The organism is Arthrobacter sp. CMU6, assembly GCF_059090205.1.
Genome location: NZ_JBNHFL010000009.1, coordinates 67,737 through 93,271, shown reverse-complemented (window position 1 = coordinate 93,271; position 25,535 = coordinate 67,737). Strand labels below are relative to the sequence as shown.

Sequence of the window (25,535 nt, the reverse complement as noted above, 5' to 3'; positions counted from 1 at the left end):
AGGGCCCGGCACGCACTCCCCTGCCGACGCCAACCCCGATCCTCTGAATTACCCGGGCGGCGGGATCGGAGCAAACCTAGGATGGCCGTGAACGTCACCGTCAACGAGGAAGTCCGCATGGAAAACTTCGACACCGAGCGAACCAACGACAGGCGCCGTTAACCAAACTGTGCTCCAAGCGCCGGTACTGGCGCGGGCCCTTGGCCTTGCGCGGCGCAGCTTCAGCGGGCCCTGTGATTGCTCTCTTCGACTCCTATTTCGTACCAAAGGATGACGGACGGTTCTGGCGCGTGAGTATCCAGGTTCCGATAAAGGGCGTCCAGGAGTCCGGCTAAATCGTCATCCGACATGCTGGCCGTGGCCTCTTCCGGCCCCCTGGGATCACTGAGAATCCTAAGAAGTTGCGCGTCCGTCATCGCTGGCTGTTGCCACTTTCCTGGGGTGACGCCTTCGTGCTGCCTCTCCAGGGTGTGCTCCTATATCTGTCCGGCGGTCAGGTCTGCGTCAGCCTCGGGATTCACGGTGCCGGTATCCTGGGCAGTCAGCGACGATTCTGTCCCTCCATCAGATGTCTTAAGGGAGCGCCGCACGCCTAGGCCGGCAGCGACCATTAGCAGCAGTCCGCCGATCCACCACAGCGTCCGCGAAGCCCGGTGCACAGCCGGAACGGGAGCCGTCACATCGGCAGCGGCTTTTGTCCCCATCCTGCGTATACGTTCCTGGACTTGAGGAGTGAGTGTCTCGACACCGCCGGCAAGCTCGTCAGCCAGCCGCCGCAAAAGCGTTTGAATGCGCGGTGAGGCGCTTTCAATGCCGGTATCCAGCCCGGCAACCGCTTTTTGTAGTGCGGCCTGCACCCCCGGGGTGGCCCATTCCCTTCCCTTGGCCAATTGGGACGCGAGGTTTTCAGAAAGACGGTGGACGTGCTCGGTTTCAGCCAGATGTTCTGCCGTGCGCATGGGTGCCTCCTGTGTGCGATGGATGCCCATAGCCTACGGTGGAAAGCACCAGAGAAATAGGCCGTACCGAAACCGGTCCGCGACCTCGGAACGGAACGCTCTAATTCGGACAATGGGAAGCTCCACTGCTCACCATCTCGTAACCCTTGGGATACGGGAAGTCTCACTGACCCAGTAATCGCTTCGACGGCACCCGTCCATTCTGGGCGCGACAGCGCAGGCTGGATGACAACCGGCGATTCTCCTAACTATGTCGCCGATGTCGCCTAACCATAACCACGCCGGTTATTGGATTATCCGTCGATAATCCGTTTTCAGGAGTTGAAATCGCTCATCCTGCCATGGTGCGAGTGAATGCAAGAGCACCATAATTGGGGCCATGATTGGTTCCTGGCATACCACTGTCTTCGACTGCGCGGATCCGGATCCGCTGGCGACTTTTTACCAGCAATTACTGGGCATGATCCGCGTTCAGGATGATTCTGGCTGGATCACGATCGGTGATGCCGAGGATCGACCTGCGCTGGCGTTCCAACAAGTGGAGGGCTACCGGCCGCCGCAATGGCCTGGGCAGGACGTTCCACAGCAGGCGCACCTCGACGTACGTGTGAAGGACCTCGACGAGGCAGAGCGGCAGGTTCTTGAGATTGGAGCCACGCCACTCGCCCGGGGCACTGATGCGTTCCGCGTGTATTTGGACCCGGCGGGGCATCCGTTCTGTCTCGTGCAGTGGTGACAGGCCGATGTGGGGAGTCATGGCCAAAGGGGGGATGAGCCGTAGGCTGCTGGCTCAGCGTCATTTTCACGGCGTCATGGAACATGCGCACCAATGGGGAGATCTACGCGATCCGGCGCTGACTACTACCGCATGCGCGATCCCGTGCAGGCCAGAAAAAGAGCCGTCCGGGACCTGAAAACGCTGGCTACGAGGTCCCACGCCGGCAAACGTTACCCATTTGAGAAAGATGTAATTGCAGGGTTCGTGAAAGGGCTCTGCCAGGCTGCGGGCCGCAGTTCACCCTCGATCACTGCGCCGCAGATGACGTCTACGATTTCCCTGTGTTTGAGCTTCAACCAGGAGCGGGCTCCCGGGGCGCACGCTCGTTGCTATTTTGATGCTGAGCCCTTCGGCTCCTGTGTGGGGCAGTTCTTCGATCCGGCGGGAGGCCGCATCGGGATCAGTGGTGGTCGGGGAGAGCGACAGCGGCGGCCCAGCCGACGGCGATGCTCGTATAGGCATGAAAACCCACGCTTTTCCGCAACAAAGTGGGTAGTTTTATGGGACTTGCTCGGGCGTACTCCTCCCGAGAGCCGGACTCACAAATGCCAGGAAACGGGGCGGATCTAGGCACTACAGAAACTGCTTAACCACGGAGTGATACATAGGCGTTTGTATGGGAGACCGTCACAGCCGCCCTCTTCAACGAGGGACGGCGCCACAGGCGTCGGCTGCAGGGTCCAACGTCCCGCTCAGAGGCTGCGGTTCTCATCCCGCTTAAGTGGAAACAAGGTCTGGACACAGTCAGGCGGCGGACTTACCGTTCAGGGGTTGGTGGTTGCCGGGCTGACAAGACGGCGGCCCCTGACGCTGGAATCCCCTTCGGATCGTCTTGAGGAGAATGCGATGACAACTGCACGTGAAATCATGACCGGCGGCGTTGAATGCATCGGCGAGAACGACACGCTGGAAGCCGCGGCCCGGAAAATGAAGGAGCTGGACGTCGGTGCCCTGCCAATATGCGGAGAGGACAATCGCCTCAAGGGCATGATCACCGACCGTGACATCGTCATCAAATGCTTCGCTGAAGGAGGAGACCCCCGCACCTCCAAGGCCGGGGATTACGGCCAGGGCAAACCGGTGACCATAGGTGCCGACGACTCCATAGAAGACGCGATCAGGACCATGGGGGAGCACCAGGTGCGCAGGCTGCCGGTCATTGACGGCCACGACCTGATAGGCATCCTCAGCCAGGCAGACATCGCACGAAACTACCCCGAGGACAGGGTCGGGGAGCTCGTCGAGCTCATCTCCTTCTACTGAACCGATCGTCCGACGCCCAGAAGCAGATGAGCGTTCGTTCGTATCAGAAAAGGGGGAAGCTGTGACCATCCCACCGCTGCCAGAACCGGAGCCGTTTCCTACATCCCCAGAGCCTGCCGGGCCTGGCTCGCCGGATCCTGGATCTCCGGACCCGACACCGCCGGAGCCGGAACCACTTCCTGCTCCGGCCCCCGGCCCTTTACCGGAGCCGGAACCGCGACCAGACGACCCGGACCCCAGGCGCAGGTCGTAACCGAGTCCGCTTCCATGATGGCTGGTCGTGTGGGTTCCACGGCTTTGGTTCCCTTGGGCCAGCCGCTGGCCCGGGCTGCGGGCTGTGTGAAGTCCTCTAAGTGGGGCGGTTAGCTTCCACATTCGGTGCAGTATTTCTTGCCGTTCTTTTCGCTCGCCAACTGGCTGCGATGGTGAACGAGGAAGCACGACGTGCAGGCGAATTCGTCGGGCTGGAGTGGGACGATGGGGATGAGCAATTCCTCTTTGGACAGATCTGCCCCGGGCAGTTCGAAGCTTTCGGCGATGTCGCTTTCGTCTGCGTCGATGGCCGCCCCGCGGGCAGCGGTTTTGTCCAGGCCGACGTGCTCAGGCGTCCCGGTCACATCGTCTTCGGGTGCCTGTCGTGGGGAGTCGTAATCGATAGCCATCTCGTCGTTCCTTCTTGATTGCTAAGTTCTGGGAATCACTCCAGGGCTGGAACGCCGTGTGCGGGTCCGACCCCTACTCGGGGAGTTCCAGCTGGAAGCCGCAGACGCATCTGAGGACCCTGGTGGAGAGGTATACGTCCAAGCCGTCATCGCCTGTGCCTTCGGTGGACAGGGGCGCGGAGACCCGGCGGAGCTCCGAACCTGCCGTTCCCATCGGCTGTCCGCAGTGCATGTAGTGGCCACCGAACATCAGCACGTCACCGGAGGGCTCCGTGCTGGCCAGAACCATGGACACGTCAGCGGTCCGGGCCGGATGTTCTCCGAACCGCCCGCACCGGCTGCAGGTGTAGGCCACCAGGACGACGCCGGCCGGGTACTGCGGAAGATCGGTCATGGACCTGATAGTGAGGTGGTGGTGCGTGCCGCAGTGCTCGCACATCACCGGCTGCACGCGGGGCGGCCGGCCGGCGCCGCCGGGGCGGAAGCCGGGAAATCCGAGCGACATGATCAGGCCGGGTGGGGGTAGCTGGCCAGGATGTAGTCTGCCGCAGCCCGGCCCATCATCCTGAGCCTGCCGTTGTGGACGCTGATGCGGCACAGGCGTATACCCACCCGGAAAAACTGCCCGGATTTAGGTGCTACACCGTGAAGCAGGCACCAGCTCGTGTACAGCCCGTAGAGGCAGTCCGGTCCCAACGGTATGTCCGTGTCAGGGGCGGGGGACGTGGCGTCCTGCAGGAACTGCCGGAAATGCGAGGTGGCCATGGCAGGCTCTTTCCTCAGGGTGTGTGTGGGTGCCGCCATGCGGCTACAGCGGCGTTACCTCCCCGCGGGACACCAGCCGCGGGAAGAGCCCCCTTACCTGGAAGATGCTGGCATGCAGGGACCAAGCATCGAATCTATCCCACGCTGCCCGGGTCTGTACATACCCCGGATGACCCGGGTGCAGACCGCAAAGGCACCGTACCCTGAATCATGTCCCGGGCGGTAGCCGCAGACGATTACGGATCTCCTCCGCTCCCAGCCGACTAAGCGCAACCCGGCGGCTTGGGAGACCGTGCAAGGTAGGACTGAGGTGGATGAAACATCTTTTGCCCGGCATTCATAGGAGACATATGAACGTTCTATAGTTTGTCAACTTACTGTCAATAAACAGGAAGATTGTCAGATAATGGACGGCCTTTACGATTTTTATAGTTAGCTATGGCCGGGTACCAATCACTTCTCGTGGTCTATCTCATGACGCCTCGTTAGGAGGCGGGCGTCTGTTCTTGACACCTCTGGTGCCCAGGCGTACTTTGATTGCTCACCGGGCTATTTCCGGCGCTGGCTGGGAAGGTCCTGTGAGGGTCATGAGGTTGCTGGTACGAGGAGGTGTCGGCTGCCTGAAATCCTGTTCAGTGTGCTTTTTAGCTTGTCGTCTCATCACGGAACCGCATTGCGGTTCTGCTGCTCAATTTAGCCGCTCGCCCAATGGGCTGAAGCAATCATCGGAATGATCCCCCATGCAGAAAAAACGATCACCCCTGTTTATCGGGCTTTGCCTTATTCCTGTCTTCTCAGCCTGCGCTGGCGGGGATCCCTCCGCTCCCGCGACCACTATCACCCAAACGGTGGCGGTAACTCCCACCCAGACGCAGACCGAGCCAGGGCTCGTGCCCACAACACCGGTCTCGGATGCAGCCACGGCGTCCGGTACCAGCACCCCTACGGAAACATCCACCGCTACGGGAACGTCCACCCCGGCAGGGTCAGCAGCGGCCACGGGAACAGAGTCCCCGAGCAGTACGGAAACCGACACAGGAACGCCTACCGACTCTCCCGTAGCGACCCAGCCGAACTCTGGTCCGAAGACCATTCAAATCAACGGCAAGAAGTACAGGTGCTCTGACCTATCCGAGAATGCCTGCGATCAGGGAGTTACGGACGCCTTTGATAAATGGGGAGACAAACTGGAAGGATTCGCCAACTCGGACCGGCTTGGAGTGCTCGGCAAGGGCGGCTCAGGGAAACTGCCGGATGACCGGGTCGCTCGGCTCGGACTGCTTTCCTGCATGTATATGGACTCAAATGCTGATTCAACGAAATTCCTGGAAGGAGCGAAAAAACTGGAGCCAAAAGCCAAGGACACGGATCTGTTGCTGTTCTGGCTGGAATCCAACAGAGTGATTTGCCCGGAGCTTCAGCTAAAGGCCTAGCCTTACGCTCGCGTTGTGGCGTCACCACCAGCGAACCTGGTACCTCAAAGCTGACCCCGCCGCGTTTCCATGGTCACTAACATTCCTGTCTGGCGCTACCATCCCAAGGCGAAAGCGCAGTCCCGCCAAGGCAACGCAGGGGGTATGCAACAGGCCGCAGGGACAAACTGACACCCGAGCGGGTGGATGGGCAATCGGTGGCACGCGTAATCTCTCTCAGGGCTCTATTCTCCAGCCTTCTTGGTAATCGGGGTGGTCCCGGTATGGGGATGCCATGCACATGAGGACGTATTCACTGGTCCCGCCGACCTCACTGGCCATGTCAGTGACTACGAGACCCGGTCTTCGGCTTTGCACGACAAATACCCCGGCGCCGTCTCAGAGCAGGCATCTAGCACGGTCTGCGGTTCAGCCCCGCCTCTTCGCAGTTGAGCCCGGCAGCGTGGTTGAGCTCGTGCCATCGGGGACCGATGGAGTAGTGCGCAATGTTCAGCCGCTGGGACAGTCTCATCTCCTTTGGGAAGCAAGGCATCTCGGCGGCCGAGTAGTCGCTTGCACTGCACACGTTTTGGCGCCATGGGGCAGACCCGAGGAGCGGTCGCAATTGCGGGGTATGGCCTGGCCGCGCAACGCGACGGGTGCGTTGTTCTCTGGGCGGGCCCGTTCTGGCGTCAGGCTGCTGCGGTACAGAGTGTGAAATTGCGGGGCGCGCGGCGTCAGGGCACGTGGAGGACTGTCGCCGGCGGCCGGCTCTCTTCGGGGGACAAACTTACTTCAACATTTGACCGGACGGGCTGACCAGGTACCAGGCGTTGTTGACGCCCTGGCCCAATATGTCCCCGGCCTTCTTGTCCTTGGCATAGTAGTAGACCGGCATGCCGTTGATCGTGATCTGTTTTGAACCGCTGGCCGTGCTGATGGTGCCGATAGTGCCGCTGACGCCTTCCACTGCAGGCGCATCGGAGCTTGTCGTGACCGCGGGCCATGCGGTCGCACAGGCGTCCTTGCAGGCGCTTGCCTGTGAATCCTTGACATCCTTGGTAAAGAAATAAATGCTCCTGCCGTCCTTGTCCACGACGATCGGACCGGCCGCGGAAGTGGCGGTCTTGAGTGCAACGTCCGCTGCGGCACTAGTGGAGACACCCGGAGCCGGAGCGGTCGCCGACGCCGGCGGAATACCCGTGGTGGGACTCGTAGACCCGGGGTTGCCGCCGCAGCCGCTAAGGGTCACAGCCAGGGCCAACGCGGATAGGCCGATGCGCAGTTGCTTTTCCATGCCCGCTCCTTGGTTCTGCCATTGGTGTCTATCTAATTTTGCTTGAGCGGCTGCACAACCAACAGACCGGGACAGAGCCGAAGGCAGCCTTAGATTCGAGCGAGCAACCCGCGATGCAGCGGGCAGCGCTTCCGAATCACGTATTTGGACTTGATACATGACAGCGGCCCTGGTCCGCCGCTCGCCCCATCCGTCGTGCGCGGCACAGGAGTTGGCGATCCGGTCACGCGACTGTGCCCCGCATCCGGGGCCGGATCTGCTAAGTGCTTGGGGGCGCCGCTGAATCAGCCCCGAACCTGCTGGGCTGGCCGATCTGCGTTCGAACACCGGGGGAGTACAGCACGGAGTCGGGCGGGCAGTGGACCGTGATCCCGGCGTCGCAGACCAGCGCATCGTCCAATGCGGTGGGCGCAGCGCAATACAGCGGCCAAGGCCGGTGAGCAATGGGCAGGTAAAAGACCCGCCGCCCCACGCGGGCATGGAGCCCGAAGCGGGCTGTAAGCCGGTTGCCTCCTTGCCTACCTGGATCGACGGTTTGTCGTTCGTTACCAGTTCATGGACGTTCATGGCTCTGCCAACATGACCCTGTGAAAAATTTGGATGTGGGTTTTGTTGTTGCTTCGCTGGGTGTTCACTCGTTTCCCCCTGTTCGGGTTTTTGGTCGGCTGTTCACTTCTTCATGGTGGGTCTGGGGGAGGGCGGCATGACTTGCGCCCAAGGAGATCGGTGTCGCCGGACGCCTTCAGGCTCTCCGGTACTGCCCGACGGGGATGCGACTTGCCCTACGTTGTAGCCCATGATGTTCGCTGCCTTCTTCCGTGGATCGAGGGTTTGCCGTCGATAGCTGTTCCTGGTTGCCCTGAACTATGCCGCGATGTCCCGAAATGGGTCACTGCTGGCTGGTCTTTCATGACTGTTCACTACCAGCCTGTTGAATGACCGCATGATGGAACGGGTGAGACGGCGAAGCACCCTTGGCGGATGGGAACCAGTCAGGCTGTGGTGCGGCGACTTGCCTGCAGACGTCCGAAAGGCCACGCCTGGCATGGCCTCTCTTGGCCCAACCTGTCTCGACATCTTCTTGGGATGCACCAGATGCGTGAACTTTGAAGGTGTCCGGGGCTCACTTGTGTTTGTCGTTAATCAGCCCGTTGGTGGCCTTGGCCGGACATGGGGTCGCCCTCGACCGGGTCTCGGTCGAGGGCGATCTCCGAAGTGCGGGGGCGTTACATGGTCACGGGAGCAGGAGAAGGACGCCTAGGACCTGGAACCCTTCGCTTGAATTACGCCGCCGTGTGCAGTCTCGGAGAGCAGGTGCTCGCCCTCGAGTACCTCGGGGTCGGCCGGAGCCACGGTGGCGCGCCCACCACGGCTTCCGGTCTCCGGGAGCGTGAAGTAGACGATGAGACTGAGGGCGACGATGGCGATCATGTAGACCGCGACGTACATGGGTTGTCCGGCGCCGACGAATGCGGCGGCGATAAGTGGTGCGGTGCCACCGAAGACGGCGATGACGATCTGGTGTGCGAATCCGATGCCGGACACCCGGACTGAGGCCGGAAACAGCTCGGCCTGGATGGTCGGGTAAACGGATTGCCAGATACCGAGAACCACCCATCCGGATGCCGACACCAGAACGTACACGCCGAAGCCTGGCTGGTTCAGCAGCAGGAGCAAGGGGTAGAAGAGCACGATCATGCCGATGGCGCCGATGATGGGGAAGATCTTGCGGCGGCCGAGTCGGTCCGAGAGAGCGCCGCAGACCGGTACGATGACGACGAGCAGGGCCAACCCGATGACACTCCCGGCCAGAGTGGAGGACAGGTCCCGGCCGGTGGTCAGCTTGGCGTAGGTGGGGAGGAAGGTGGCCCAGGTGTAGTAGGCCACTGCCGGGGCAGAGAGCGCCGCTGCCTGCAGCAGAGCCTTCGGGTGTTCGCGGAGCAGGTCCTTCAGGCGTGCCCAGGCGGACTTTTGATCGACGAGGGTACTTGCCTCAAATTCAGGGGTCTCGTCTGCGCGGGCCCGCAGGATGAGACCGACGACGCCGAGGACGCCGCCCACGAGGAAGGGGATGCGCCAACCCCAGGCGGCGAGGTCGTCTGGAGCAAAGGATGATGTCACCATCGCCGCGCCGCCGGTCGCTGCGAGGGTCGCGAGGCCGCTTGCCATGTTGGAGAACGAGCCGAACAGGCCCCTCCGGTTCGCGGGAGCGTGTTCGACCATGAACGCGATGGCGCTCTGCTGCTCAGTGCCGGCCGAGATTCCTTGGAGGATGCGTGCAATCAGAAAGAGAACCGGTGCCGCGTAGCCGATTGCCGCAAAAGGCGGGGTGAGGCCGATGATCAGAGCACCGAGGGCCATGCCGGAGATGGAGAGGGTCAGGATAAGCCGCCGGCCGAAGCGGTCGGCCAGTGGCGAGATGATGATGCCGCTCAGTGGGCGTACAACAAACCCGACCGCGTAGGTGAGCAGTGCTGCGACAAGGGATGCGAACGGGGACTCGCTGGGGAAAATCTGTGACGAGAAGACCGCTGCCAGCAGCCCGTAGATGTACCAGTCATACCATTCGACGAAGTGGCCGATGGTGCCTGCCACCATGTTGATGTTGCGGTGAGGGCGCTCGGACACTTCAGGAAGCTCCGATCGGTCGGGGCTGCCGAAGGCTTCTTTTGAGGTCTTCATTGAACTCTCCATATTTTCACGTTTGCTGGGGAGGGGTATTGGAATTTTCGGGACAACCGCAGCGACGTGGTGGGCCGGTCGTGCCCGCCTGTGACTCGCCCGAAGCTATCGCTGGGCTCCCGGGGGCCGATGCGGCTGCTTTGCTGTTATGAGATCGGTTGCAGTGATCACGCCTCTGAGATCGGTTGCTGAGATCGGTTGCAAGCAACGATACGTAGGGTCGCCGGGTGTGTCAATGAATTTTTTCGTTGCGCAGACGGAAGTCCCGATCTTGCGCCGGTGGCTGCTAGGAGGAGCCGCTGACGCCCTTGCCCGAGCCCAGCGCGGACCGGCTGGGCGGGGACGGTGGCAGTGCCCGGGTGGCCCGCCCGGGCGTTCTGTGTCAGGGCAGCCTCTGATGCTTGGCGGCGAAGGCCACTCTCTCGAAGAGGAGATGCTCCGGGTCGGGTTGACGTAAATGCGATGACCCGCGCCGACCCTCAGGGGCCAAGGTGCGTGACGCCATCGGGAGCTTACCGATTAATTGAACCGTGTCGGGCCCGGGGGGGAGGTCTGCGGCCGGGCAGGAACGCGTGGAACGTGCCCTGAGCCGTTATCCCTCAAGGGGCAGGGGCTTTTCGTTGTTGAGATCTAGGAATTGGACGCCGGACCAGGCGCAGTCCAGGCTGCCGTGCGCTGCCCAGTACTCGTTCCAATGAGCAAGTTTCCATCTGTCTCTTTCAAGGCCCCTTCGCGTAAGTCGTTCCCGGAGAACGTCTTGGGAGACCTGTACCCGCACCACCGTGGTCTCGGAGGGGGGCCAATCGAATTCTTCTGCGGCGCGCGCCAGGTAGTCCGGTACGGCGAAGTACGCGCCGAAAGGTGCGTCGAGTACAACCGATCGTCCCAGCCGCAAGTTCGCTCCTGCGACATCCATGAGTGTCTGGTACTCCAGGGGCAGCAGATTTTCACGGTAGAAGGTGTTGGACTCCCGGTCGGTGGGGTCATGTCCCGTTGCCTCCAGTGCGAACTCGACAAGGCGGCCACATATCCGGTCCTTGTCCAGGTATGCGGCACTGTGCTCCTTTGCTGTTTGTTGGGCAATGGTTGTCTTTCCGGATCCGGCAGGACCGATGACAATGAAGACTGTGGGGGCTGTCATTGGCGGGCCTCTGCCACTGCTGAGAGAAATTCCCTGGCGGCCTCGGTGACGCGGGAGAAGTCGCCGTCGGGTTGCCATGCTTTTGTCACGGCGCTGCCGACGCCGACGCAGGCGACGCCGGCAGCGAACCATTCGGCGACGTTCCTGGGAGTGACGCCGCCGGCGGGCATGATCGGCAGGTGTGCCAGCGGGGCGAGGACCGACTTCGCGTAGGGAATGCCGCCGGCTTCGGTGGGGAAGAGCTTGAGGATGTCAGCGCCGGCTTCGGCGGACTCAACAAGTTCCGTCGGCGTGTATGCGCCGCTGATGGTCGGTACCTGGTACCGGTTGGCTGTTCGGATCATCGCCGGGTTCAGTTGGGGGCTGACCAGGAAGTCAGCGCCGGCCCGGATGCACTCGTAGGCTGAATGCTCGTCCAGAACCGTTCCGGCTCCGATCGCGACTCCGTTGGGCCCGTGCTTGGCAGAGAGTTGGCGGATCACGTCCACGGCACCCGGGATCGAGAGTGTGATTTCAAGAGCCCGAAAACCTCCGGCGATTGCCGCTTCGGCCACCTGTTCTGCAAGCGCTGCGCTTTCCAGACGCACGATCAGGACGGCCCCGGACTGGTCAATGGTCTTCAGGGTGCGGAGTTTCTTATGCATTGCTGGCCTTTCTTCTGGCCCAGGCAGTATCCCGTGTTCCGGGTCGCCCCTGGGCCGCTGTTGAGGTGTCGTTGACAAACTCTCCCACCATCCATAGTGTTATTGCAACCGATCTCAGCAACCGATCTCATAAAGAGCGGGCCACAAGATCTCAGACTTAGCAAAGGAGCTGGCAGGGTGAGCAAAACGCGCACGATCATTCTTGGTGCTTCACACTGGCACGTTCCGCTGTACGCCCGGGCAATCGGCGAAGACCACCAGGTCGTCGGGGTCAGTGACGAGGACGTGTCGCTCGTTCAGGGACTGGCGAAGGAGTGGGGCGCTCCCGTGGAGGCGGACTGGCGTAGCCTGCTCGATCTGCCGGACGTGGCGCTGGCCTATGTCTTCGGCCCGCACGATGGAATGGCGGAAAAGTGCCTGGCCCTGATCGAGCGTGGCATTCCCTTCGTGGTGGAGAAGCCGCTGGGAACGTCCCTGGCAGAACTTGTCCAGGTGCGGAAGGCTGCGGACGCGGCCGGGGTGCCCGCGACGGTTCCGCTCATTCAGCGGGGCGGCCCCACCGACCGGTGGCTGGCCAAGGCCGGTCGGCCGACGTACCAGAGGATCTCCTTCATCGCCGGACCGCCCTCGCGTTACCTGGCTAACGGCAATCCCTGGATGCTGGACCCTGCCACCGCAGGGGGAGGGTGCCTGGCCAACCTGGGACCGCATTTCGTCGACCTGTTCCTGCAGGCCGCTGGCGAGTCAGCGGTGAGTGTCGACTCGCGGCTCTCATCGGCCCTGCACGGCGGGGCTGTTGAGGACCATGCCAGCCTCATCATCACCACCCCGAGCGGGCGTGAAGCCATCGTGGAGGTGGGGTACGCCTTCCCGGGTTCGCCGTTGAAGCGGTACTGCAGCTACACCTCGGCGGGCGGGGCGGGATTCGCCTCCGTCAACTCGGACGGTTCTGCCACGTTCACCGCGTTGGACGGGATCATGGAGTCCGCCGTGATCGATGTGGACAGTGACCCTCTTTATGATCCGTTCGTACGCCGTGTCGCGCAGACGCTGGAAGATGGATTCCGGGGGCTGCCGACACTGGCCCAGCTCGAAGATGTGATGCGGCCGATTTGGCAGGCATATGACGACCAGCACGGAGGAAAAGAAGATGGCCGATCTTAGTATTGACGTTGTCGCGAAGGCGGCCGGTGTCCACCGCTCAACGGTTTCCCGGGCATTCTCCCGACCGGAAGCGGTGAAAAGCGAAACCCGCGAGCACATCCTCCGCGTCGCCGAAGGGCTCGGCTACACCATGAGCCCGCTCGCCCAGGCTCTGCGGCGAAAGACCAGCACCTTCGTCCCCCTGATCGTCCCTGACATCACCAACCCGTTCTTTGCAGAACTCGCCAAGACCATGACCCAGGCCGCCGATGAGCGCGGCTACCAGCTGCTGCTGTGCGTCACGAACGGAAACCCCGCCAAAACGGACGGGTATTTCACCGCGATGCAGGCCATGTACGCGCCCTTTGGCATCGTCGCGCCCTCCACGAAAGTCGACACCGAGGCCCTGAAAAGCTTCGATTTCGGCCACAAGGTGGTGGTGATCGACCGTGTGGAAGGCGACGCCTCCGTTCCTACGGTCACCGTCGACAGCCGCCGCGGAATCATGCTGGCCCTGGAACACCTGCGTTCCTTGGGGCACACCTCGATCGGCTACGTTTCCGGTATCGCCGGCACCCACACCGCCCAGGACCGGATGGACGCCTACCTGGAGCTGTCAGCTGAAGGCAACAGCACGCCCCTTGTACTCGACAGCGGCTCCGATCCGGACGCAGGGGCGCGCGCGGCACAACACTACCTGGAGATGGAGAATCCACCGACGGCGATTATCGCCGCCAACGATATGGTCGCCTTCGCGGTGATCTCGGCCCTGGGCCAAAGCGGCATCCGGGTACCGGATGACGTATCGGTCATGGGCTTTGACGGGCTGGCCCTGGGGGCCCGGTTCAACCCGGCACTGACCACCGTGCGCCAGCCGATCGCAGACATGGGAAACATCGCCATCGAACTGGCAGAAAAGCAAAACCTGAACGGCTCGGTGGACCACATTGTTCTGGAACCTGAACTTCTGGTGCGCGCCTCCACCTCAGGACCTCGCAAATGAACGGCGCCAACGAAGGAACCCTGCGGCGGCTGCCCGGGCTGCGGCACACCGACCACGTCGGCCTGACAGTTCCGAACCTCGAGGAGGCCATCAGGTTCTTCGTCGAGGTGCTCGGCGCCGAGGAGCTGTACCGCTCCGACCGCGGACCCGACGAAGAATTCATGCCCACGAACTTCGACGTCCCTGCCGATGCCCGGCTGACCCTCGCCATGCTCCGCCTGCCACCGAACCTGAACATCGAGCTGTTCGAATGGAGCAGCGCTGAGCGGCGGGAAACCCCGCCTCGGCACTGCGACGCGGGCGGGCACCACCTGTGCTTCGTTGTGGACGACGTCGACGAAGCGATCGCGGTGCTGCAGGAAACCCCGGGAGTCCGGGTGCTCGGGGCGCGAAAGGAAGTCGGCGGCGACAGTCCCCGCGTTGCCGGCAACCGCTGGACCTACTTCATAACCCCGTGGGGGCTGCTGATGGAAATCGTCGACCGCTCCCGCGTCGCATCCCCACCCCGGCTCGTCGGTCCACCGGAGTGGACAGCCACACAAGACACTTTCAGGAAGGACAATCAACAATGAGGCTTGCAGGTCACACACTAGGCACTCCGGACCATACGGTCCCCCAGGCACTGAAGCTTTTTCGGGCCGCGGGACTCGACGCCGCCGAAGTCATCTACCAGGACGGCTACACCTCAGGTCTGCCGCAGGGGGACCGGCGCGCTGCCCTGGAGGCACTGAAGGCGGCGGAGGGTGAAGGGTTGCCCATTATCGGCCTCACGCCCTACACCACAGCCATCAATGCCCTGGACGAGAGTGAGTGGCGCGGGGGAGTCGACGAATTCCGTGGCGCGATTGAGACCGCGCATCTGCTCGGCGCCGACCGGGTGCGTGTGTACGCGGGGTCCTGGCATCCCGGTGACGCCGATCATGACCGGCGATGGGCGAAACTGCTGGAGGCCCTGCAAACCTTGGCCCCCGAAGCGGAACAGGCCGGCGTGCGGCTGTGCGTGGAAAACCACTTCGGCACTATGACGCAGACCGCGGCAGAAACTGCCGCGCTCGTCCGGGAGGTTGCCCACCCGGCCGTTCGTGTTCTCTACGACCAGGCCAACCTCACCTTCACCCACGACGAGACGTTCGAGGAAGCCTTTGCCGTCCAGGGCGACCTGCTCGGCCACGTCCACGTGAAGGACCTCGTCTTCACCGACCCCTCGGCGGCCTTCCGCGCCACGGAAACAGCCCGCGTTAACGCGTCCGAGCGTGCCGTACGGTCACGGGTGATCGGCACCGGCGTCCTTCCCTGGCCCCAGATCCTCGCGGCCCTGCTGCGCCACGGCTACGATGACCTGCTGAGCATCGAGTACGAGTACCGCTGGCACCCGCAGGACCTCCCCACCCCCGAGGACGGATTCCGGGAATCCGCGGCCGCACTGCGCGGAATGCTTACTACTCTCGCAGAAATGGAGACCGCCCGATGAACGGCCAGCGCCTCCGCGTCGGCGTCATCGGCGCAGGCAACATCGCCACCATCGCCCAACTGCCCACACTCGTCCAGCGCGATGATGTCGAGCTGGCAGCCCTGGTCTCCCGCCGCGAAGACCCGGGCAACCTGGTCCGGCGCTGGGGCTTCGGCTCCGCATACAAGTCGGTCGAGGACATGCTGGACGCACAGGACCTGGACGCAGTCTTCGTCCTCACACCCCGCTCCGAACACGCCCACGCCGTCCAGCTGTGCCTTAACAACGACGTCGACGTGTTCTGCGAAAAGCCCCTGGCACCGGCCACGGAAGAAGCCGAGCGTTTGGCGGACCTCGCCGACGAGCGCGGCCGCATCCTGATGGTCGACTTCAACCGCCGCTACGCGCCCGTCTACACCGCCGGCCGTGAGCTGTTCGGCACGAAAGGCGCTACCTTCTGCGTCGCGCAAAAGAACCGCCCCGGATCGGAATACCGCGCAACGTTCGAGAACGCCATCCACATGGTCGACCTGCTCCGCTGGTACTGCGGCGGCGAACCCGTGGACGTGGCCGCACACGCAGCCGGTGATGACCCCTGGGAAGAAGACGGCGTTGCAGCCATGATCCGCTTCGACACCGGCAACACAGGGGTGCTCATGGCAGCCCGAACAGCAGGTGCCTGGAACGAGAAACTCGACGCCTACGGCGACGGCAATACCGTGGAGGTCCGCGCACCCGAAACAGTGTCGATCACGGTCAGGGGAGTCACCACGTCACGCGAGCTCAGCGCCGAGGCCTTCGGCTGGGCAACAGCGACCGACACACTCGGATTCTCCGCCGCCGTCCACCACTTCCTGGACCGGGTCGCTGACCGGGCGCAGCCACTGACCTCCGGCCGCGAAGCTGTTCATACCCAGCGCCTGCTCGACCGGATCCTCGCTGCTTCCGGACTGCCCGCAGAAGAACAACCGGGCCGGCAATGGGCAAGCCACGCCACCAGCGCGAACAACAGCTAATCAGCACGGGTATGCGCTCCACGCTGGACCGGGGCTGACAGACAACCCAGCTTCAACAGCGCAGCAGCAGGTCAGGGCACGGAGCGACGCCCACTGAAGCAGCCGCGCCGCGAAGCGATGGCACACCCTGCAAACCACCTCAAGTAAGGACCTAGAAAGATGAAACGAGCAGCCCACCAGCCAACCGCAGGGCAGCGGCGGACGAGCGGAGTTGTCAGATGAGCCTTATTGACCAAGTCGTTCTGGTAACCGGATCCAGCGGCGGAATCGGTGATGCAGTCGTCGACGCACTCACAGCCGAAGGGGCCCTCGTCATAGGTGCAGACCGCGCCCCGAAAGAGGGCCAGGAACTGGCCGGCTTCTTCCCGCTCGACATCACCTCCGAAGAACAATGCGCCACAGTCGTCCGTGACATCACAACCAGGTACGGGCGCATCGACGCCCTCGTCCACGCAGCTGGAATCCTGGGCACCACGCCGGACATCATGAAAACAACCACCGAAGAATTCGACTCCATCATGCGGATCAACGGCTCCGGCACGTTCTCCATGGTCCGGGAAACCGCACAATCAATGATTGGGACCGGAACGCCAGGTGCCATCGTGATCCTCTCCTCCGTTGCGGCCAAAGAAGCCCGCCTCAACTACTTGCCCTACAACGCAAGCAAACTCGCGGTACTTCACATCATGTGGTCCTTTGCCGAGCTGCTCGGCCCCAACGGCATCTCGGTCAACGCCATCGCGCCCGGCCCAGTAAACACCCCCATGTGGGCACAATTCGCAAAAGGTTCAGGACCGGACGCAGCCGCCAACCGGGCCAAGCGCGCCGCGCAACTTCCTATGCGCCGGTTCGCCGAACCAGACGAAGTCGCCCGCGCCATCCTTTTCCTCGCCGACCCGAACAACCGCTACATCACCGGCGTATCCCTCGATGTGGCAGGCGGAGCACACCTGGGAATGGGAACCTGACCCAGGAAACCCACCTGCACGAGAGCACGCAAGTCATCCAGGTTTCGTGTCAGCCGGTGCATCCTGTGCGCAACGACCGTGTCCCCACCGCGCGAACCGCAACAGCTCATGGGTTATGACCTAGCAGTGTCCCTGCCGGAGGCCTTCCATGAAGACCCGGTCAAGTACGCGGTCCTCGAGCTGGCGTTGCTCGAGTTCGATAAACCCCGATGCGCACCCTTTGGGGCGCAATACTGGACGGGCGGTCTAAGCGTAAGGGCCTTCGGGGCGCTCCATATGCTCCCGGATCGCGCCCATGAGCCCCTCTTTGTCGCGGGCTTTCAGGAGGTCCGCTATGTTCTGATGTTCGTGGACCAAGACATTCGCGCGGGGGTAAGAGACCTCCAGGTTCAAGATGCACATTATTGATTCAGCCGCCAGGGTCTCGTAAATCTTGTCCAGGCGATTGTTCTCGGCGCCCGCAACAAAGGCTTTATGGAATTCTAGGTCTGTGCGGGCAATGGATTGCCAGTCTGACGCAGCGACGTGCTTAGCCAAGTCCTTAACGATTCCGTGGAGAACGCGGCAAGTCTTCTTTATTTGCGCATCGCTACCGTCCAAAAGCGATTGCGCAGCAGCCAGCTCAATAGCCTCTCGAGCGAAGTAAATCTCTTGGACGTCATCCGCCGAAAGCTCGGGGACAAAGACCCCTCGGTTGCGCCGACTGACAAGGAGCCCTTCTTGGCAGAGTCTTTGGAGCGCCTCACGGAGCGGCCCCCGCGACGTCCGCAGCTGAACGGCCAGCACGGATTCGTTGATCTGCTGCCCAGGGCGGAAGATACCCTGAATGATTAGTTCCCGCAGATGACCTGCGATCAACTGCGCAGTGGGCCTTCCCTCCAGCACAAGTACGCTCTCGGCGGTCATCTCGTGGCCCCTCACTTCCGTAGCCGAAGACAATCATGGCGCAGCAGTTTGTAAATTGTCAACAATTGGCCTAAGCGTTCGGCCCGCTCAGGGGAAGGCCGACTGCTCCCCAAGAGACGCAATAATCGCTCTGACACATGCTGCTGCACCGTCTGCCAGCCTAAACAGCGCCGAAAATTGACGATCCCCCCGGCTAGCCTTTGCGGTGCTCCTCTGCTTCTTTCACGAGTTCGGTCAGCCATGGCCGGTGCCCCTTGTGAAACATCATTCCCTCGGGCAGCCCTTGGACCGTGGGTACGGAATTGGCGATGTCGATCGTGATCCGGCCGCCAGCCATGGGTGCGTTGGTGATATGCAGGTCGCCGTAGGACTCTGGGAGGACGGGATCCATCCAAAAGCCGCCACGGGAAACATGCGTGTCATACCGCATCAACGTCGTCACAAGCTGGATCGGCGTTGTGGCTGCCCAAGCTTGTGGCGAACACGCCGTCGGGTAGGGGACGGGCTCGGCGAACTGGTCCCGGCTGAAGCCGCAAAACAGTTCCGGCAACCGGCCGTCCGAATATTCTGCGGCCTCCAAAAGCGCCGTGGAGATGCGCTGTGCTTCCGCCACAAATCCATAGCGCATCAGGCCTGCGGCGATGACGGCATTGTCGTGCGGCCATACAGAGCCGTTGTGGTAGCTCGCAGGGTTGTAGGCTCCCATGTCGCTGGCCAGGGTCCTTACTCCCCAGCCGCTGAACATCTCCGGGGACATAAGGTGTTCAGCCACCTGCGGCGCCTTATCCTCATCCACGAGGCCTACCCACAGGCAGTGGCCCATGTTGGACGCGCACGCGTCGACCTGCCGCTTTTTGCCGTCGAGAGCAATGGCGTAATGACCGCGCTCAGGGATCCAAAACTGCTCGTTGAACCGCTTCTTCAGCTGCTTTGCGCGGTCGGCGAGTTCATCGCCCAAGGCCGTGTCGCCGGCGTCGTATGCAATCCAAGCCCGGGCCATGTAGGCGTCGTAGACGTACGCCTGCACTTCGCAGAGCGCGATCGGGGGCTCAGCCAGGCGGCCGTTGGCGAAGTTGATCCCGTCCCAGGAGTCCTTCCAGCCCTGGTTAATCAGCCCCCGCGGATTAAGGCGCTCATATTCGACGAACCCGTCACCGTCCCTGTCGCCGTAGTCGCGGATCCAGTCCAACGCCCGGTCCGCGTGTGGCAGCAACGCGGCGATGGTTTCCTTGCCGAAGCCCCAACGGCTGACCGATCCAAGCACTGTCACGAAAAGCGGTGTGGCATCGATGCTGCCGTAGTAGACGGACTTGCCGCCAAGTGCCAGGCCGCTGGAGACATCGAGCCTGACCTCGTGCAGGATCTTGCCCGGCTCCTCCTCGCTCATCTGGTCCACCACGCTGCCCTGGCGGTCGGCCAGCGTTTGCAGCGTGCCCAGCGCCAGGGAAGGGTCCACCGGCATTGCCATTTCCGATGCCCAGAGCGAATCGCGGCCGAAGAGTGTCATGAACCACGGCGCGCCGGCTGCCACCACAATCCGCTCCGGGTAATTGGGGTCCTCGATGCGGAGCGCCCCCAGGTCGTCGTAGCTGCGCCGTAGGGTCCGTTCTATGGAGTGGTTGGCCATGTGGAGCTTGGGGATTTTGGCCACCCACTCCTGCCGGCGGCGGTCGCGGGGGGACAGTTTCTCGCCGTCAGTATGGACGAACGACGGCGGGGGAGGGCTCGCTGCCTCGGCGCTGGGCAACGCAGTCAGCATTGTGCTCCACTGGCTGTGCGGCGCGAGCGACACGCGGTACGTCAGGGCGTCCTGGCTGACTTCGGCTCCAGGAGCCTGGACCAGAAGCCCCTTCCGGACATCCTGCCAGACAGCGCGGATGGTCAGAGTGTCAGCGTCCACTTCCCGAGTTTCTTCCCACCGCCCCTGGATCCGCGCCTCCTTGACCTCGAAAAGGTCCGCGAAGTCCGCCTCGGCCCGGACGGAAATGGTGCATTCGGCCGGATCCGGGGAGTAGTTGCGAATAGTCACCTGCTCCTGGATGCCTGCACCCACCTCGCGCAGCCGCTCCACGATCAGTGGGCTGTCGGCATACCCATCGGAACGGGTGACACGGCCGGCAAACAGTGCGCGGTACGGTTCCTTCGTCTCTGCCGCCAGCGGCTCCAGTGACTGGCCATCAACGGTCAGGCTCCAGCGGGAAAGGATGCGCGTGTCCTGGAAGAATACTCCGTGCGGATACTCAGGATGAATGTCCCCGTTAGGCAGGGAGATGCAGAAGGACGTGCCCTCCACCAAGGTGATCGTGCCTGCGCCCACAGGTCCGGCAGCCGTGTCCGCATTCCATCCAGCCATCCTGGCCCCTTCACGAAACCGACGCCACGGCGCCTTGGGGTTGTGCTGCAGGCGGCCGCCGTCGCCAATTCTGCCACCGACGGTACTCCTGCTTGCTCCCGGAGGCCAGTGCACCTGAAGACAGGACGCCTCAGCTTTCCGGGGCGCTGCGCCAAGAACTGAAGTTCGCGCGCAACAGCTTCAACCGCATCTGTCCGCGTGGCCCGCCTGCTTTTCTTTAAGCGTTTTGGTTCCAAGCGATTGGATGGGGACGAACGATGAGAAGCTTGAGGGGGCGGTGGGAGCTCAGCGGCTTGACCGTCGGGCAGCGAACCCGATAGAGGGTCGTGGAAGACCACCAACGCCGCTGTCGGTGAGGTGGCGCCGACCGGCAACCGCTGGGGGCTGTTGCCCCGGACCGCAGCAAAGGGAATACCGGGTGTCGGGTCGGTCATTGGAACGCGCCCAGTTGAAGATTAACCACCCGGAGCACGGCACCCCAGGCAAAGATTCCGGCGGAGATCTGCACTGGGACGTTGGCTTCAAACTTCCTCCGACGGCATTCACGTGTTGCTGGCCGCGGCAGTTGCGAGACTCCGCTTGAACTGGTTAGGAGCCCTGCTGTGACGAGCAAGATCAGACTGAGCACAGCGCCGCCCCTAGTCCCGGTGTTCGGCAGAGGCTTCCGAACCGACGTATGCCCACAAATTGCGTAGTAGGAGTAGACATTGCCCGAAACCAGCAGGTCGTAATCGTCCTCGACATGGAACAGGCGACGGTCTCCGATCTGGTCTGTAACCCAAATCGTCCGACCATCCTCAGTCCGCTCATCAATCGAACCCTTGTAGCATTCGACGCCCTGCCGGCAAAGAGTGATGACGTCTCCGCGTTGAAGGGACGTCCACATGGATACACGACGGCTCTTTCGCAATTTTATGTGCCTTTCTGTGAGTGCCTCAGAGGCCGGGAACTTCGCCCTCAGCAGCCCTGGCGGGAGGACGCAAGACCATCCGGGGCGGCCTCCGGGGGTAACTTTCACCTCGAGCCTATCGTCGATTGTTGACAATTGGTAGGATGAAACCCGTGCCTTCCAAGGATGGCAGGCACGTACGGACAGGGCAGTACAGCCCAAGAAGGAGCATCTAATGGTCAAGGCCACCGTCATGAGCAATGCGCTAACAGTCGACCCGGGGGAGCACAAGTCCAAGGAAACCTCGATCACCGAAGGGCAGACAGAGGTGTCCCTGCGCCTTTGGGCCAGGGACGACTTCAGGACAGGCATTTGGGAGGTAACTCCGGGAACGTTCAAGAGCGCGCGACCCGGCTACGACGAGATCTGCCAGATTCTGAGCGGCACCGCCACCATCACCGCACCGGATGGCACCAGCTTCGATATCGGCCCGGGTTCCCTGTTCGTGACTCCCGCCGGCTGGGAGGGCAGCTGGACTATCCACGAGACGCTGCGCAAGATGTGGGTGGTTAAGGACCTTCCGGCCACGGCCGAGTGATCCTCAAGCGGCAGGGCCCCCGGGCAGCAGCAGCCGCCCGGGGCCCCGCCCCTGCCCAGAAGACGTGCTCGGTGTGCGTGCCAGCTACTTCGTTGAGGTGAGATCCTCTACGGCCTTTTGCATGTGCCGTTTGATGGCGTTCTGGAGACCCCTTCTGTCCCGTGCTTTCAGGAGATCCAGGATGTTCTGGTGCTCCTGCACGAGGGCATCGACCCGCGGATAGGAGACTTCCAAGCTGAGAATACACATCCGGGATTCGGCGGCCAGCGTTTCGTAGACGCGGATCAGGCGGGAGTTTCGTGTCCCTGCAACGAAGGAGGTATGGAACTGCATGTCCAGCCGTGCAATAGCCTGCCAGTCGGAAACAGCAACCTGCTTCGCCATGTCACTGATGATTCCCTGCAGCACGTCGCAAGTATCCGTGACCTGTTCCTCCCTGCCGTCCAGCAATGTATTGGCTGCGGCCGACTCCACGGCCTCGCGGACGGCGTAGATCTCCTTAATGTCCTCAGTTGTAAGCTCCAGGACGAACACCCCGCGGTTGCGGTGGTTGACCAGGATGCCTTCCTGGCACAGGCGCTGTAATGCTTCCCGGAGCGGCCCCCTGGACGTACGTAGCCGGCTGGCCATGGCAGATTCATTGATCTGCTCACCCGGACGGAAGATCCCCTGAACGATTTGTTCCCGCAGCTGATCGGCAATCAACTGGGCCGTGGGCCTTCCTTCCAGGACAAATAGTCCTTCGGTTGCCGCCATGTCATTCCTCATCTCACTCTTCGGCATATTACCTGTACCAAACGGTGCAGGAAGTTCAGTCATTGCTAGAGCACCTTTTCCAGAAAGGATTGGGTGCGGGCTTCCTTGGGGTTTCGGAGAGTTTCCCTGGCGTCGCCGCGTTCGATGATGCAGCCGTCGGCCATGAAAATCAGGGAGTCTGCGACTTCGCGGGCGAAGCCCATTTCGTGGGTAACCACAATCATGGTCATCCCCTTGCTGGCCAGATCCTTCATGACGGCGAGAACCTCACCGACTTTTTCAGGATCCAGTGCGGACGTGGGCTCATCGAAGAGCATGATCTCCGGGTCCATCGCCAGGGACCGGGCGATGGCGACGCGCTGCTGCTGCCCGCCCGATAGCTGGGCCGGGTAGTGCTCGCCGAAACCAGAGAGGCCGACGCTGGCCAGCAGCTCACCGGCCCGAGTGGCCGCCTGCTTCCTTTCGCCGCCCTTGACCAGGACGGGGCCGGCCATGACATTCTCCTGCGCGGTCATGTTGGGGAAGAGGTTGAACTGCTGGAAGACCATGCCAATTCTGGTGCGCTGGCGCGCTAGTTCCTTCGGGGGCAGGGCGTGGTACGCGGTGTCGGTTTCGTAGTACCCCAGGTCTTCGCCGTTGACCTTCAGGACTCCCGCGTCGACGGTCTCCAGACCGTTGATGCAGCGCAGCAGCGTTGACTTGCCGGAGCCGCTGGGGCCAATAATGCAGCAGACTTCACCGCTGGCAATGTCCAGGTCGATATTCTGCAGGACTGTCTTGGGCCCGAAGGACTTACGGATTCCGCGGGCATAAATGGTGCCGTCGGCACTCATCGGGCAATGCCCTCCTGTTCTGTCAGGGGCGCTCTTCTCGCCCTCCTGGGTAGCGTGGAGATTCCGCGGGAGTATTTTTGCTCAAGCTTGGACTGCGGGTAGCTCAGGAGAAGGGTCATCACTAGGTACCAAAGGCTGGCCACGATGAGCAGGGGGACGGTCTCGTAGGTGCGGGCGTAGATGAGCTGCGCGCTCTGGAGCAGCTCCGCAACACCGAGGACGCTGACCAGGGAGGTTTCCTTGAACATGCCGATGACCTGGTTTCCGGTCGCCGGGATGATCGAGGGCATGGCCTGCGGGATGATGACCTTCCGCATCTTGATTGCCCGGCTCATCCCCAGCGAGTCGGCGGCCTCGATCTGGCCCTTTCCGACGGCGGAGAATCCGCCGCGGATGATTTCGGCCATGTAGGCGGCTTCATTGAGTGTGAGGCCCACGAGGGCTGCGGTGATGGGTGCCATCAGGGCATTGACATCGATGGCGGTGCTGATGTCCGTGAAGGGTATTCCGATGGTCAGGTTGGGGTACAGGGCAGCGATGTTAAACCAAAAAATCAGTTGCACCAGGACCGGGGTGCCACGGAAGAGCGTGATGTACACGCCCGCGGTGGCGGCGACCGGCTTAATGCTGGAGGACCTCATGATAGCGAGCACCAGGCCCAGCAGGGTGCCGAGCGCCATGCTTGCCAGGGTCAGGAAAGCGGTCAGCATCAGGCCGCGGATGATCGTTTCATGCGTGAAGTATCTGGCGACCACATGCCATTTGAAGTTGGGATTAGTCAAAACCGAGATCAGAATGCCCACACCAAGCAGGATGCAGACCACCCACGCGACGTACTCAAAGACACTTTTGCGCCGCAGCCTTGGCTTGAGGGCAGGGTTGATCGCCCCCGCTGCTGGCCGCCTTCCTCGACTGATGAATTTCAGCACGGCGGGTCCTCAGTTAAGCTTCGCTTCGGTGATGGCGCCTGATTCCAGGCCCCAGTTGCCGAGTGATTTCTTGTATTCGGGGCTGTCCAGAACGGACTGTGTTGCCTTCTGCAGTGCGGGAGTCAGCGGTGACCCCTTCTGCAGGCCAATGGCAGCAACGTGATCCGAGCGGGTATTTACCTGCGGAGACAGAATCGTAAATGTGTCCGGCTGTTGCTTTTCCGCCCAGACCAGCGAAGCGGTGTCGTACAAGATGCCGTCAACCCGCTTGGACGCCAGCTGCGTGAGGGCTTCCTGGACGTTGGGGAGCGTTACAGCGTTAATGGCCGGCTTGCCTTTGGAGGTGCAGGTCCACTCCGAGATGTTCGGAAGATGCTTCAACTGGGCGTTGGATCCCTTGGTGACCGCGATGTTCCTGCCGCACATGTCGTCATTGCTGATACTCAAAGGATTGCCGGCGCTCACGGCAACGGACAGGCCGCCGTTGAAGTAGTCGATCATGTCCAGCACCTTCAGCCGTTCGGCGGTGGAGGACATGGTAGTGACAGTAAAGTCGTACCGGCCGCCGTCAATACCGGGAATGATGGTGTCGAACGAGGTGTTCTCGAACTTGAGCTTCAGGCCCAGTTTCTTGGCCACGAGCCGGGCGATGTCCGGGTTCAGGCCGATAGGCGTGCTGTTATCGTCGGCGAGGAACGTGGTGGGCGGGTAGTGCAGGTCCATCGCCACCGTCAATTCGCCTTTGTCCTTGTAGGACTGCGGCAAAAGCTTCACCGCGGCCTCATCGGGCTGGACACCCTCGGAAATATCGGCAGTGTTCGAGGTCTTGGAACCGTCGGCTTCCGAATCACTGTTGGCACCAGAGCCGCAAGCGGTCAGTACCAACACAACAGCCGACGCTGCAATTACCCTCTGGACCCTGGTTGTGATCCTCATCGCTGCTTCCTCTTGAAACGGCGGTGCCGGCCTTGTGCTCCATCTGTTTCCCGCCGCCTCCTACCTAATAATGCAACCATCCAAATCGCAGATCATCGACAATTTACAGGAAATTTCCAAACCTATGTCTCCGCCTATCCCTCCGCGCCGGC

26 protein-coding genes and 2 pseudogenes are annotated in these 25,535 nt (G+C 62.1%); 10 read left to right on the top strand and 18 right to left on the bottom strand.

Going from position 1 to position 25,535, the window contains the following annotated elements; all coding sequences use genetic code 11:
* Nucleotides 1-476: 476 nt before the first annotated feature.
* A complete protein-coding gene (locus AC5RWD_RS08420; RefSeq protein WP_494019583.1) occupies nt 477-959 on the bottom strand; it encodes a hypothetical protein in 483 nt (160 codons plus the stop codon).
* 379 nt (nt 960-1,338) lie between these two features.
* Here AC5RWD_RS08420 and AC5RWD_RS08415 point away from each other — a divergent pair, with 379 nt between their 5' ends.
* Together AC5RWD_RS08415 and AC5RWD_RS08410 are read left to right on the top strand one after the other, a co-directional pair.
* A complete protein-coding gene (locus tag AC5RWD_RS08415; RefSeq protein WP_494019582.1) occupies nt 1,339-1,695 on the top strand; it encodes a VOC family protein in 357 nt (118 codons plus the stop codon).
* 888 nt (nt 1,696-2,583) lie between these two features.
* Nucleotides 2,584-3,000, top strand: coding sequence for a CBS domain-containing protein (locus AC5RWD_RS08410; protein WP_494019581.1), 417 nt, complete (start codon nt 2,584-2,586; stop codon nt 2,998-3,000).
* Between the two features lie 98 nt (nt 3,001-3,098).
* Here the strand turns inward: AC5RWD_RS08410 and AC5RWD_RS08405 are convergent, their stop codons facing one another.
* From AC5RWD_RS08405 to AC5RWD_RS08390, 4 genes are all read right to left on the bottom strand, one after another.
* Nucleotides 3,099-3,293 (bottom strand): hypothetical protein, encoded by a 195-nt coding sequence (locus AC5RWD_RS08405; RefSeq protein ID WP_494019580.1) that lies wholly within the window; start codon nt 3,291-3,293, stop codon nt 3,099-3,101.
* A 69-nt stretch (nt 3,294-3,362) separates the two neighbouring features.
* Nucleotides 3,363-3,662, bottom strand: a complete 300-nt coding sequence (locus AC5RWD_RS08400) for a DUF4193 domain-containing protein (protein ID WP_494019579.1) — start codon at nt 3,660-3,662, stop codon at nt 3,363-3,365.
* 73 nt (nt 3,663-3,735) lie between these two features.
* Nucleotides 3,736-4,167: a hypothetical protein gene (locus AC5RWD_RS08395; protein ID WP_494019578.1), complete on the bottom strand. Its 432-nt coding sequence runs from the start codon at nt 4,165-4,167 to the stop codon at nt 3,736-3,738.
* Between the two features lie 2 nt (nt 4,168-4,169).
* Complete coding sequence (locus tag AC5RWD_RS08390) at nt 4,170-4,427, bottom strand: hypothetical protein (RefSeq protein WP_494019577.1); 258 nt, start codon at nt 4,425-4,427, stop codon at nt 4,170-4,172.
* 740 nt (nt 4,428-5,167) lie between these two features.
* On the opposite strand from AC5RWD_RS08390, the gene AC5RWD_RS08385 reads away from it, so the two are divergent.
* Nucleotides 5,168-5,860, top strand: a complete 693-nt coding sequence (locus AC5RWD_RS08385; protein ID WP_494019576.1) for a hypothetical protein — start codon at nt 5,168-5,170, stop codon at nt 5,858-5,860.
* 216 nt (nt 5,861-6,076) lie between these two features.
* Here AC5RWD_RS08385 and AC5RWD_RS08380 read toward each other — a convergent pair whose 3' ends face one another.
* The 6 genes and pseudogenes from AC5RWD_RS08380 to AC5RWD_RS08355 all read right to left on the bottom strand — a co-directional run bounded on the left by AC5RWD_RS08380 (nt 6,077) and on the right by AC5RWD_RS08355 (nt 11,603).
* Nucleotides 6,077-6,181, bottom strand: a complete 105-nt coding sequence (locus AC5RWD_RS08380) for a DUF6221 family protein (protein ID WP_494019575.1) — start codon at nt 6,179-6,181, stop codon at nt 6,077-6,079.
* Between the two features lie 448 nt (nt 6,182-6,629).
* Complete coding sequence (locus AC5RWD_RS08375; protein WP_494019574.1) at nt 6,630-7,136, bottom strand: COG4315 family predicted lipoprotein; 507 nt, start codon at nt 7,134-7,136, stop codon at nt 6,630-6,632.
* Between the two features lie 259 nt (nt 7,137-7,395).
* Nucleotides 7,396-7,632, bottom strand: a pseudogene (locus tag AC5RWD_RS08370) (DUF2071 domain-containing protein); the annotation flags it as partial.
* 761 nt (nt 7,633-8,393) lie between these two features.
* The gene (locus AC5RWD_RS08365; RefSeq protein WP_494019573.1) at nt 8,394-9,818 is read right to left on the bottom strand and encodes an MFS transporter; all 1,425 of its coding nucleotides are present in this window, start codon (nt 9,816-9,818) and stop codon (nt 8,394-8,396) included.
* A gap of 592 nt (nt 9,819-10,410) precedes the next feature.
* Nucleotides 10,411-10,959, bottom strand: a complete 549-nt coding sequence (locus tag AC5RWD_RS08360; protein ID WP_494019572.1) for a P-loop nucleotide/nucleoside kinase family protein — start codon at nt 10,957-10,959, stop codon at nt 10,411-10,413.
* Entirely contained in the window at nt 10,956-11,603 is a 648-nt protein-coding gene (locus tag AC5RWD_RS08355) for a bifunctional 4-hydroxy-2-oxoglutarate aldolase/2-dehydro-3-deoxy-phosphogluconate aldolase (RefSeq protein WP_494019571.1), read from the bottom strand. Before AC5RWD_RS08355 ends, AC5RWD_RS08360 begins: the two co-directional genes overlap by 4 nt.
* Before the next feature lie 177 nt (nt 11,604-11,780).
* Here AC5RWD_RS08355 and AC5RWD_RS08350 point away from each other — a divergent pair, with 177 nt between their 5' ends.
* From AC5RWD_RS08350 to AC5RWD_RS08325, 6 genes are all read left to right on the top strand, one after another.
* Nucleotides 11,781-12,767 (top strand): Gfo/Idh/MocA family protein, encoded by a 987-nt coding sequence (locus AC5RWD_RS08350; RefSeq protein WP_494019570.1) that lies wholly within the window; start codon nt 11,781-11,783, stop codon nt 12,765-12,767.
* Entirely contained in the window at nt 12,754-13,749 is a 996-nt protein-coding gene (locus AC5RWD_RS08345; protein ID WP_494019569.1) for a LacI family DNA-binding transcriptional regulator, read from the top strand. Before AC5RWD_RS08350 ends, AC5RWD_RS08345 begins: the two co-directional genes overlap by 14 nt.
* Nucleotides 13,746-14,321: a VOC family protein gene (locus tag AC5RWD_RS08340; protein ID WP_494019568.1), complete on the top strand. Its 576-nt coding sequence runs from the start codon at nt 13,746-13,748 to the stop codon at nt 14,319-14,321. The genes AC5RWD_RS08345 and AC5RWD_RS08340 overlap by 4 nt, the downstream gene beginning before the upstream one ends.
* Nucleotides 14,318-15,220: a sugar phosphate isomerase/epimerase family protein gene (locus tag AC5RWD_RS08335; protein WP_494019567.1), complete on the top strand. Its 903-nt coding sequence runs from the start codon at nt 14,318-14,320 to the stop codon at nt 15,218-15,220. The genes AC5RWD_RS08340 and AC5RWD_RS08335 overlap by 4 nt, the downstream gene beginning before the upstream one ends.
* Complete coding sequence (locus AC5RWD_RS08330; RefSeq protein WP_494019566.1) at nt 15,217-16,215, top strand: Gfo/Idh/MocA family protein; 999 nt, start codon at nt 15,217-15,219, stop codon at nt 16,213-16,215. The genes AC5RWD_RS08335 and AC5RWD_RS08330 overlap by 4 nt, the downstream gene beginning before the upstream one ends.
* A 218-nt stretch (nt 16,216-16,433) precedes the next feature.
* A complete protein-coding gene (locus tag AC5RWD_RS08325; RefSeq protein ID WP_494019565.1) occupies nt 16,434-17,183 on the top strand; it encodes an SDR family NAD(P)-dependent oxidoreductase in 750 nt (249 codons plus the stop codon).
* A 14-nt stretch (nt 17,184-17,197) separates the two neighbouring features.
* Here AC5RWD_RS08325 and AC5RWD_RS08320 read toward each other — a convergent pair.
* From AC5RWD_RS08320 to AC5RWD_RS08310, 3 genes and pseudogenes are all read right to left on the bottom strand, one after another.
* Nucleotides 17,198-17,414: pseudogene (locus tag AC5RWD_RS08320) on the bottom strand (recombinase family protein); the annotation flags it as partial.
* A 15-nt stretch (nt 17,415-17,429) separates the two neighbouring features.
* The gene (locus AC5RWD_RS08315) at nt 17,430-18,089 is read right to left on the bottom strand and encodes a GntR family transcriptional regulator (RefSeq protein WP_494019564.1); all 660 of its coding nucleotides are present in this window, start codon (nt 18,087-18,089) and stop codon (nt 17,430-17,432) included.
* Nucleotides 18,090-18,282: 193 nt separating this feature from the next.
* Entirely contained in the window at nt 18,283-20,442 is a 2,160-nt protein-coding gene (locus AC5RWD_RS08310) for an amylo-alpha-1,6-glucosidase (protein WP_494019563.1), read from the bottom strand.
* A gap of 1,124 nt (nt 20,443-21,566) precedes the next feature.
* Here AC5RWD_RS08310 and AC5RWD_RS08305 point away from each other — a divergent pair.
* Nucleotides 21,567-21,929 carry a cupin domain-containing protein gene (locus AC5RWD_RS08305; protein ID WP_494019562.1) on the top strand — a complete coding sequence of 121 codons (363 nt, stop codon included), beginning with the start codon at nt 21,567-21,569 and terminating at the stop codon, nt 21,927-21,929.
* Between the two features lie 84 nt (nt 21,930-22,013).
* Here AC5RWD_RS08305 and AC5RWD_RS08300 read toward each other — a convergent pair whose 3' ends face one another.
* The 4 genes from AC5RWD_RS08300 to AC5RWD_RS08285 all read right to left on the bottom strand — a co-directional run bounded on the left by AC5RWD_RS08300 (nt 22,014) and on the right by AC5RWD_RS08285 (nt 25,383).
* The gene (locus tag AC5RWD_RS08300; RefSeq protein WP_494019561.1) at nt 22,014-22,685 is read right to left on the bottom strand and encodes a GntR family transcriptional regulator; all 672 of its coding nucleotides are present in this window, start codon (nt 22,683-22,685) and stop codon (nt 22,014-22,016) included.
* 65 nt (nt 22,686-22,750) lie between these two features.
* The gene (locus AC5RWD_RS08295; RefSeq protein WP_494019560.1) at nt 22,751-23,518 is read right to left on the bottom strand and encodes an amino acid ABC transporter ATP-binding protein; all 768 of its coding nucleotides are present in this window, start codon (nt 23,516-23,518) and stop codon (nt 22,751-22,753) included.
* On the bottom strand, nt 23,515-24,447 hold the full coding sequence (locus tag AC5RWD_RS08290; RefSeq protein ID WP_494019559.1) for an amino acid ABC transporter permease: 933 nt from the start codon (nt 24,445-24,447) through the stop codon (nt 23,515-23,517). Before AC5RWD_RS08290 ends, AC5RWD_RS08295 begins: the two co-directional genes overlap by 4 nt.
* Nucleotides 24,448-24,456: 9 nt before the next feature.
* Entirely contained in the window at nt 24,457-25,383 is a 927-nt protein-coding gene (locus AC5RWD_RS08285; protein WP_494019558.1) for an ABC transporter substrate-binding protein, read from the bottom strand.
* Between the last annotated feature and the right edge of the window lie 152 nt (nt 25,384-25,535).

Bases quoted from the DNA above. Each gene is read 5' to 3' on its own strand.
- AC5RWD_RS08420 (WP_494019583.1), bottom strand. From the start codon at position 959: ATGCGCACGGCAGAACATCTGGCTGAAACCGAGCACGTCCACCGTCTT.
- AC5RWD_RS08415 (WP_494019582.1), top strand. From the start codon at position 1,339: ATGATTGGTTCCTGGCATACCACTGTCTTCGACTGCGCGGATCCGGAT.
- AC5RWD_RS08410 (WP_494019581.1), top strand. From the start codon at position 2,584: ATGACAACTGCACGTGAAATCATGACCGGCGGCGTTGAATGCATCGGC.
- AC5RWD_RS08400 (WP_494019579.1), bottom strand. From the start codon at position 3,662: ATGGCTATCGATTACGACTCCCCACGACAGGCACCCGAAGACGATGTG.
- AC5RWD_RS08395 (WP_494019578.1), bottom strand. From the start codon at position 4,167: ATGTCGCTCGGATTTCCCGGCTTCCGCCCCGGCGGCGCCGGCCGGCCG.
- AC5RWD_RS08390 (WP_494019577.1), bottom strand. From the start codon at position 4,427: ATGGCCACCTCGCATTTCCGGCAGTTCCTGCAGGACGCCACGTCCCCC.
- AC5RWD_RS08385 (WP_494019576.1), top strand. From the start codon at position 5,168: ATGCAGAAAAAACGATCACCCCTGTTTATCGGGCTTTGCCTTATTCCT.
- AC5RWD_RS08380 (WP_494019575.1), bottom strand. From the start codon at position 6,181: ATGGCCAGTGAGGTCGGCGGGACCAGTGAATACGTCCTCATGTGCATG.
- AC5RWD_RS08375 (WP_494019574.1), bottom strand. From the start codon at position 7,136: ATGGAAAAGCAACTGCGCATCGGCCTATCCGCGTTGGCCCTGGCTGTG.
- AC5RWD_RS08365 (WP_494019573.1), bottom strand. From the start codon at position 9,818: ATGAAGACCTCAAAAGAAGCCTTCGGCAGCCCCGACCGATCGGAGCTT.
- AC5RWD_RS08360 (WP_494019572.1), bottom strand. From the start codon at position 10,959: ATGACAGCCCCCACAGTCTTCATTGTCATCGGTCCTGCCGGATCCGGA.
- AC5RWD_RS08355 (WP_494019571.1), bottom strand. From the start codon at position 11,603: ATGCATAAGAAACTCCGCACCCTGAAGACCATTGACCAGTCCGGGGCC.
- AC5RWD_RS08345 (WP_494019569.1), top strand. From the start codon at position 12,754: ATGGCCGATCTTAGTATTGACGTTGTCGCGAAGGCGGCCGGTGTCCAC.
- AC5RWD_RS08340 (WP_494019568.1), top strand. From the start codon at position 13,746: ATGAACGGCGCCAACGAAGGAACCCTGCGGCGGCTGCCCGGGCTGCGG.
- AC5RWD_RS08335 (WP_494019567.1), top strand. From the start codon at position 14,318: ATGAGGCTTGCAGGTCACACACTAGGCACTCCGGACCATACGGTCCCC.
- AC5RWD_RS08330 (WP_494019566.1), top strand. From the start codon at position 15,217: ATGAACGGCCAGCGCCTCCGCGTCGGCGTCATCGGCGCAGGCAACATC.
- AC5RWD_RS08325 (WP_494019565.1), top strand. From the start codon at position 16,434: ATGAGCCTTATTGACCAAGTCGTTCTGGTAACCGGATCCAGCGGCGGA.
- AC5RWD_RS08315 (WP_494019564.1), bottom strand. From the start codon at position 18,089: ATGACCGCCGAGAGCGTACTTGTGCTGGAGGGAAGGCCCACTGCGCAG.
- AC5RWD_RS08310 (WP_494019563.1), bottom strand. From the start codon at position 20,442: ATGGCTGGATGGAATGCGGACACGGCTGCCGGACCTGTGGGCGCAGGC.
- AC5RWD_RS08305 (WP_494019562.1), top strand. From the start codon at position 21,567: ATGGTCAAGGCCACCGTCATGAGCAATGCGCTAACAGTCGACCCGGGG.
- AC5RWD_RS08300 (WP_494019561.1), bottom strand. From the start codon at position 22,685: ATGGCGGCAACCGAAGGACTATTTGTCCTGGAAGGAAGGCCCACGGCC.
- AC5RWD_RS08295 (WP_494019560.1), bottom strand. From the start codon at position 23,518: ATGAGTGCCGACGGCACCATTTATGCCCGCGGAATCCGTAAGTCCTTC.
- AC5RWD_RS08285 (WP_494019558.1), bottom strand. From the start codon at position 25,383: ATGAGGATCACAACCAGGGTCCAGAGGGTAATTGCAGCGTCGGCTGTT.